This is a genomic window from Providencia sp. PROV_01 (assembly GCF_053098325.1).
Genome location: NZ_JBRFKD010000002.1, coordinates 305,612 through 312,449, shown reverse-complemented (window position 1 = coordinate 312,449; position 6,838 = coordinate 305,612). Strand labels below are relative to the sequence as shown.

The window sequence follows — 6,838 nt, the reverse complement described above, 5'->3', positions numbered from 1 at the left end:
GGGGTGAGTAAGCCTTGGCATAAATGGGCGAACTATCCTTCTTCTCAGCCTTTTTATAAAGCATTAGCACAATCACCTTGGACAAAGGATGATTTAAAGTGTGCCACTAAATTTGCTGAAAGGAAAAAAGAGTACAAGCACTTATTAAAGCAAGGCTCTTATTTATCAGGTATTTTGTCAGGCATATATTACTTGTTTGAAAAACATACAAAAAAAAGAAAATAATATGATGATTAATAAGATTGTCTTAACAGTTTCACCTATATTTTCTATACCTCCTAAAAGTGCGGCTGCAATTGAATCGTGGATGTACAATGTCGCTAAACGATTAGACATTGAAAACCGAATCGTTTGTATACGAAATGATGGATATAGCGCTCATTCTGTTGTTAATGAGTATTGTGAAATTGAGCGTATTAAGTTTGGAAAAGTGTATACAAGACTATTTAAGAAATGGACAAGGTTAGACCCATATTCTTATGCAGATAGAATTGTCAAAATTAAACATCAATTTTCGCCAAACCCGAATAAAAGTGTTATTTTTGTTCACAATCATATTAAATCCTTCAAAAAAATAATTAAGAAAGAAGGACATAATAATGTTGTGTTACACATGCATAATTTGTACGAGCCTAAAGATGTCCCTGAAGACATAAAAATCATTGTGCCAAGCCATTTTATGAAAAATTGGTACAGAGAACGTTTACCAAATGCGCTTATTGAAGTTGTTCGTAATGGGTTTGATGGTGAAATTTATGCTCAGCCACCTGAGGTCAAGCGTGAGGATTTTGGGCTAACAGCAGAAGATAAAATAGTTTTATTCGCTGGCCGGATCGCTAGAGATAAAGGATTACTTGAATTAATGCAGGCGTGCGAGACTTTCTTTAAAGAAGACCCTCGTTATAAGCTCGTCATTGTAGGTGACCCAAATGCTGCATTAAAAGGTGAACTAGCGCAATATCAAGACGAAGTAAAAGATTATGCAAAAAATTTGGGTGAGCAGTGTATTTTCTTAGGTGGTGTTCATCCTGAAAAAATTCGGCACTATTATTCTCTTGCGGATGTGATTGCTGTACCTTCCATCGCTCCAGAGCCATTTTGTATGGTTGCATTAGAGGCGATGGCTTCGGGTCGGCCTGTGATAGCGAGCCAGCGAGGAGCAATGGTAGAGTTTATTTCCCATAATAAAACTGGGTTTATTTTCAGGGAGCCACTTTCGCCTTTGAGTATGGCGGAGGATATTACTAGCGCGTTAAATCACCCAAATAGTCAAGAAATAGCTTACCATGCTAAAAAACATGCTTATGATAATTTCACTTGGGAAATTGTCAAAGATGAGCTCATGGGGGTAATTGCGAAATGGTATCCCTAAGCGAAAAATGCGAGTTTATATATGCCAGAACTACCAGAAGTTGAGACCAGTCGTCGTGGAATAGAGCCACATTTAGTCGGTAATACAATCTCTTACGCCATTGTACGTAACGGTCGTTTACGTTGGCCAGTTAGTGAACAAATTAAAAGTTTATCAGATGAAGCGGTTTTGAGTGTTCAACGTCGCGCTAAGTATTTGCTGATTGAGTTGCAAAAAGGCTGGATTATTGTTCACTTGGGAATGTCTGGTAGTGTGCGTATTCTGACCGAAGAATTGCCTGAAGAAAAACATGACCACGTGGATTTAGTTATGCGAGATGGCAAGGTATTACGCTATACGGATCCTCGCCGGTTTGGCGCTTGGCTCTGGTGTGATGATTTAGAAAACAGTTCGGTACTTGCACACTTAGGGCCTGAGCCATTATCAGACGCCTTTAACCCGCAATATCTTTATGAATTAGCGCAAAAGAAAAAAGTGGCAATTAAGCCATGGTTAATGGATAACAAAGTCGTTGTTGGTGTAGGCAATATTTATGCTAACGAAGCATTATTTGCGACAAAAATATCACCTGAAAAAATCACAAATACCTTAACGTTAGCTGAAATTACTGAACTAGTGTTGCAGATCAAAAAGGTGTTACAGCGCTCTATTGAACAAGGCGGTACGACACTGAAAGATTTTTTACAGTCGGATGGTAAACCGGGTTACTTTGCCCAAGAATTGTTTGTCTATGGAAAAAAAGGTGAACCCTGCTCAATGTGTGGTACGCCAATAGAAAACATTAAACAGGGGCAACGTAGTACCTTCTTTTGTCCGCAATGTCAAAAATAGCGAAACCTTGCTATTTTTTATTGAGTTTCTTTAGCATTGCCTCAGCAACCACTGGGGGTAGGAAAGACGAAATATCACCATCGTGAAGTGCAACATCCTTGATTAAAGAAGAGGAAACAAAGGATAAACTCTGCGATGGTAATAAAAATACGGTTTCCAAGTCAGGAACAAAATGGCGGTTCATATTCGCTAATTGCCACTCATATTCGAAATCAGCCACAGAACGAACGCCCCGAATAAGAATATTTGCGCCATTTTTTTGCGCAAAATTAGCCATAAGCTCAGAAAACCCAACAACTTCAACATTATCAAGGTGAGAAGTTACTTCTTTAGCAAGGGCTACGCGCTCATCAAGGGAAAACATCGGGTTTTTTCGTTGGCTATTAGCAATAGCCAACAGGACATGGTCAAACATTGCTGCTGCTCGGGTAACAATATCAACATGTCCTGATGTTACTGGGTCGAACGTACCAGGGTAAATAGCCTTGTGTATCATGATGATAGTATCTCGTTGTTTGTATTATCTATTCGAAAAAATAGCATGAATAAGCGTTAACATTATCGGCTATCTAGTAGGGTTGCAACTGTAGATGAGATTTTACTGCTATTTTTAGGTGCATATTCTACACACTTTTATTTGCGCTTTATGGTAAGATAGCGCCAATTTTGGTAAGTGAATCAGATCGAATGTTATTGCTGCGTCTATATCAGGTACTTCTTTATCTTATCCAACCATTTATATGGGTTCGCTTATTGCTGCGCAGCCGTAAAGCGCCTGCCTATCGTAAACGCTGGGGTGAACGATATGGCTTTTGTGCGGGAAAAGTAAAACCTCAAGGTATTTTATTACATTCAGTTTCTGTCGGGGAAACCCTCGCAGCCGTTCCACTAGTCCGCGCACTTCGCCATCATTATCCGTCTTTACCAATTACAGTAACCACGATGACACCAACGGGTTCAGAGCGTGTTCTTTCTGCATTTGGTGATGATGTCGACCACGTTTATTTACCTTATGACCTTCCTGGCTCAATGCACCGCTTCCTGAAACAAGTCGACCCAAAACTTGTGATCATAATGGAAACTGAGCTATGGCCAAATATGATTAACCAGTTGCATAAACGTAAAATTCCATTGGTTATTGCAAATGCAAGACTTTCTGAGCGCTCTGCTGCAGGGTATCAAAAGCTAGGCAGCTTTGTGAAACGAATGCTTCGTAATGTCACCATGGTCGCAGCACAGCATCAGGAAGATGGTGAACGTTTCGTTCAATTAGGGTTGCGGCGAATGCAATTGAGTGTCACGGGGAGCCTGAAGTTTGATATCTCTGTGACGCCTGAATTAGCTGTCAGAGCAATAACTTTACGCCGCCAATGGGCGGCGCATCGCCCAGTCTGGATAGCGACCAGCACTCACGAGGGTGAAGAAGCGATTGTCTTAGAAACACATCAAAAATTATTATCTGGTTTTCCTGATTTATTGTTAATTTTAGTCCCTCGTCATCCAGAACGCTTTGCCAAAGCAGAAGAACTAACTCAAAAAGCCGGTTTAACCTTTATTCGTCGCAGTGCGAATACGATTCCTTCCGCAGATGTTCAAGTGGTGATTGGTGATACCATGGGTGAACTGATGCTGTTATATGGAATTGCAGACATTGCTTTTGTCGGGGGAAGCTTGGTAGAAACTGGAGGGCATAACCCGCTCGAAGCGGCAGCTCATGCGCTACCTGTGTTAATGGGGCCTCACACATTTAATTTCAAAGATATTTGTGGAAAACTAACTCAAGCAGATGGCTTAATTACGGTGACAGACAGTGAATCAATGGCTCAAGCCGTGACAAGTTTACTTTCTGATGAAGATTACCGGTTATATTATGGGCGCCATGCCGCTGAGGTTCTTCATGAGAACCAAGGCGCTCTTCAACGATTATTAAAACTGTTACAACCCTATTTACCCCCGAGAGAGCAATAAAGCTAAGTAATGTCTTTTTTTGAGTATTAACTTGAACATTACAGCAATGAATTGCGAATATTTTATGGCACATCCTAGTATTGCATTTAAACTATAGTAGACTGCCTCGTTTATTATAGAGTCATTCGATTTGGTTTATTACTATTAGGGTAGTATCCAAATGGAATGTTGGAACTTTTGCTTATCTTTTTAAGACTATATGCCAGCCACTAATCAATCAATTTCAAATAAATATGTTTATTTATGGGTCATAAGCTATGCCATAGTTTGGATCTTAGCGAGTTTTTATTTCGACCCAACCGTACCTTATGACACAGTAGAAGCAGTGAACTGGGGAATGAATGGGGAGTGGGGATCACCTAAAAACCCATGGTTTGTTGGCGTCATGATGTGGCCTGCAATTTACCTTGATATCTCCTACAGCTTTTATTGGTATTTTAGCCATTTTGTCGGTATTGCATTTGGTTTACTTGGGGTGTGGAAGCTAACCTTTCGTTTGACTGGGCGTCGTGATTTCGCTTGGTTTGCAATGCTAATGTTGAATTTATCTGGTGTCATTAATTTCGATATCATTCCTTATAATGATAACTATATTTTAGTGACATTATGGCCTTGGGTTATCTATTTCTTTTTACGTGCTGTTGATGATAACCCTGCATGGTGGTTACCGTTTGCCTTATTTGCGGGTCTTGCAACTATGGGTAAATACTCAACCTTGGCGCTAGTTGGGTCTTTTTTCTTATTGACCCTATTCGTAAAACAAGTTCGTCAAAGTTATCGTCATCCTGTTTTTTACCTTGCGATTGCTTTATGGTTTGCTTTGGTATTGCCAAATTTCTTTTGGTTGATGGCAACGGACTTTTCGGCGTTCAAATGGGTAGATTCACAAATCGACCCTGGGTTTAATCTTCATACCACACAAGCCGCACTTAGCGTGTTTTATCCGTTAGTGATTGCTGCGATTATTGTTTATTGCAGTGGCGGAAAGTTAGGGTGGCCTAAAGCGTTGCCTAACCGCATGGCTAACTTTATCCTTCTTTTTCCACTGGTTGTGATATACGGCTGGTTCTCTTTCCACGATGGTGGTCGAATAACTGAATGGTTGCAGCCATTTATGGCTATTAGTGCGCCTTTATTTGTTGGCTCAATAACCGTGATGCCAAGAAAACCGTTTAAGAAGTCATTGGTTGGTTTTGCCATTTTTGGTGTTTTAGTCGTGGTTGGTTATATCACGGTTCAGGCAGCGAATATCCGTGGAGCAGGGCAAAAATTTATTGGCGTAAAAACCTTGATAGCAGACGGGGAACAGCGTTGGTATCAGCGATATGGCACGCCAGTTAAATATGTTGGTGGAGAAGATAACCAATATCAATGGTTTATTATTTATGGCAAGGATAGACCGCATGTGATCCAACCCTGGTCAATGGAAAAACATATGCCGCCAAATGTGTACAACCGTGATATTACTGAAGCCGAAATTCGTCAACATGGTGCATTATTGCTGGGCAAGAAATATGATGATTGCGCCCATGAAAACTTTGCCAAGGTACGTAAGTTCTGGCCACAATTTACGATAGAAAAAGAAGATGTGATTTATCGTTCTGACCCGGATGCCGCCCCTGAAACCATGTGCTTTGGGTTTATTGCACCAGAGAAATAATTACTAGTTGAGAATAGAGCCTTTTTAAAGGCCTATTCTTACAAGTTAGACTTATTTATCGAATTAATTTTAGTGATATAGCTAAACGCATAAGACGATTGTATTTTGAACCATTATTAAATAGTTTAAATACATTCCGCCATTTCATATACCCTAAGTAATTTAATTGGAAAATATTTGGGTACTTACTTACACAGGTTAAAAATACACCTTGGTCATCATCAATAATACCTGAAGATAAAAACTTCTTTTGTGTCTCAAAGACAATTCTACAAAATTCAGGCCATTTTTCTTTACTAGCGACTAAAACACCGCCGATTATATGTGGGTCATTACTTAATATTGTTTTTAAGATTGACTGTTCATCAGTGAGGTTTGAAGTATCTTGTATAGTAAATAAGTGAATCTTATTTTCACTGAATGGGTGGTACCATTCATTAATTCCATAAATATTTTCATTATTTCGGATATAACCAAAATCAACCCAAGCAGCGAGAGCATTATCAACTAAACCTAGGTCAATGGCCTTTTTGACAAAATAAGGTTTTAGATTATTAATTAAAACATATTCAGGTGACCAATATTCAGGGAATCGTAATAATTTTGGGTCGATTAGTTGTTTAAATGTACCACTGCTTTGAATTCGTTCTATTTTTTTGATAATAAATTTGAATTTTTTATGGAGATCAATCGTAATGATATGAGTTGTTTTACCTTTTCTCATTGAAAGGATTTTTTCTTGTAAATCCGATGTTGTAAAAACAACAATCGTGTTTTCAAGCTTTGCTAATCTACTGAAATACTTATAGTAGGTATTATTTGTGCACTCTAATGAGTTAGATCGGCCATTTTTTCTATTCCAATTTCCTCTACCGATGTCAAAAAATGCCGTTATGATTGTAATTGAATTATTCATTATAATTAATGTCTGGTATTGAGTAGACGAAAAAAGATTGCCTACGTAAATGATGCGGTAAAAGACTAAAAGGCTTGAGTAGCTAAGATAC

7 protein-coding genes are annotated in these 6,838 nt (G+C 39.0%); 5 read left to right on the top strand and 2 right to left on the bottom strand.

What is annotated here, in order from left to right:
• The 3 genes from ACU696_RS02220 to mutM all read left to right on the top strand — a co-directional run.
• A partial coding sequence (locus tag ACU696_RS02220; RefSeq protein ID WP_447343026.1) for a glycosyltransferase family 8 C-terminal domain-containing protein occupies positions 1–225 on the top strand: 225 nt, incomplete at its 5' end.
• On the top strand, positions 197–1,372 hold the full coding sequence (locus tag ACU696_RS02215; protein WP_245211149.1) for a glycosyltransferase: 1,176 nt from the start codon (positions 197–199) through the stop codon (positions 1,370–1,372). The genes ACU696_RS02220 and ACU696_RS02215, both read left to right, overlap by 29 nt.
• Positions 1,373–1,393: 21 nt before the next feature.
• Positions 1,394–2,203: a bifunctional DNA-formamidopyrimidine glycosylase/DNA-(apurinic or apyrimidinic site) lyase gene (gene mutM, locus ACU696_RS02210; RefSeq protein ID WP_115168206.1), complete on the top strand. Its 810-nt coding sequence runs from the start codon at positions 1,394–1,396 to the stop codon at positions 2,201–2,203.
• A gap of 10 nt (positions 2,204–2,213) precedes the next feature.
• On the opposite strand, the gene coaD is transcribed toward mutM, so the two are convergent.
• Entirely contained in the window at positions 2,214–2,699 is a 486-nt protein-coding gene (gene coaD / locus ACU696_RS02205) for a pantetheine-phosphate adenylyltransferase (protein WP_004906920.1), read from the bottom strand.
• Between the two features lie 191 nt (positions 2,700–2,890).
• Between coaD and waaA the strand changes: the two genes are divergently transcribed.
• Together waaA and ACU696_RS02195 are read left to right on the top strand one after the other, a co-directional pair.
• A complete protein-coding gene (gene waaA, locus ACU696_RS02200) occupies positions 2,891–4,171 on the top strand; it encodes a lipid IV(A) 3-deoxy-D-manno-octulosonic acid transferase (RefSeq protein WP_115168205.1) in 1,281 nt (426 codons plus the stop codon).
• A gap of 199 nt (positions 4,172–4,370) precedes the next feature.
• Positions 4,371–5,831 (top strand): glycosyltransferase family 39 protein, encoded by a 1,461-nt coding sequence (locus tag ACU696_RS02195; RefSeq protein ID WP_447343025.1) that lies wholly within the window; start codon positions 4,371–4,373, stop codon positions 5,829–5,831.
• Positions 5,832–5,886: 55 nt separating this feature from the next.
• Here ACU696_RS02195 and ACU696_RS02190 read toward each other — a convergent pair whose 3' ends face one another.
• Positions 5,887–6,747, bottom strand: coding sequence for a WlaTC/HtrL family glycosyltransferase (locus ACU696_RS02190; protein WP_115168204.1), 861 nt, complete (start codon positions 6,745–6,747; stop codon positions 5,887–5,889).
• Between the last annotated feature and the right edge of the window lie 91 nt (positions 6,748–6,838).

What these genes read in the sequence shown, in the direction of transcription:
- mutM (WP_115168206.1), top strand. Translation starts at nt 1,394, where the DNA reads ATGCCAGAACTACCAGAAGTTGAGACCAGTCGTCGTGGAATAGAGCCA.
- ACU696_RS02195 (WP_447343025.1), top strand. Translation starts at nt 4,371, where the DNA reads ATGCCAGCCACTAATCAATCAATTTCAAATAAATATGTTTATTTATGG.
- waaA (WP_115168205.1), top strand. Translation starts at nt 2,891, where the DNA reads ATGTTATTGCTGCGTCTATATCAGGTACTTCTTTATCTTATCCAACCA.
- ACU696_RS02190 (WP_115168204.1), bottom strand. Translation starts at nt 6,747, where the DNA reads ATGAATAATTCAATTACAATCATAACGGCATTTTTTGACATCGGTAGA.
- coaD (WP_004906920.1), bottom strand. Translation starts at nt 2,699, where the DNA reads ATGATACACAAGGCTATTTACCCTGGTACGTTCGACCCAGTAACATCA.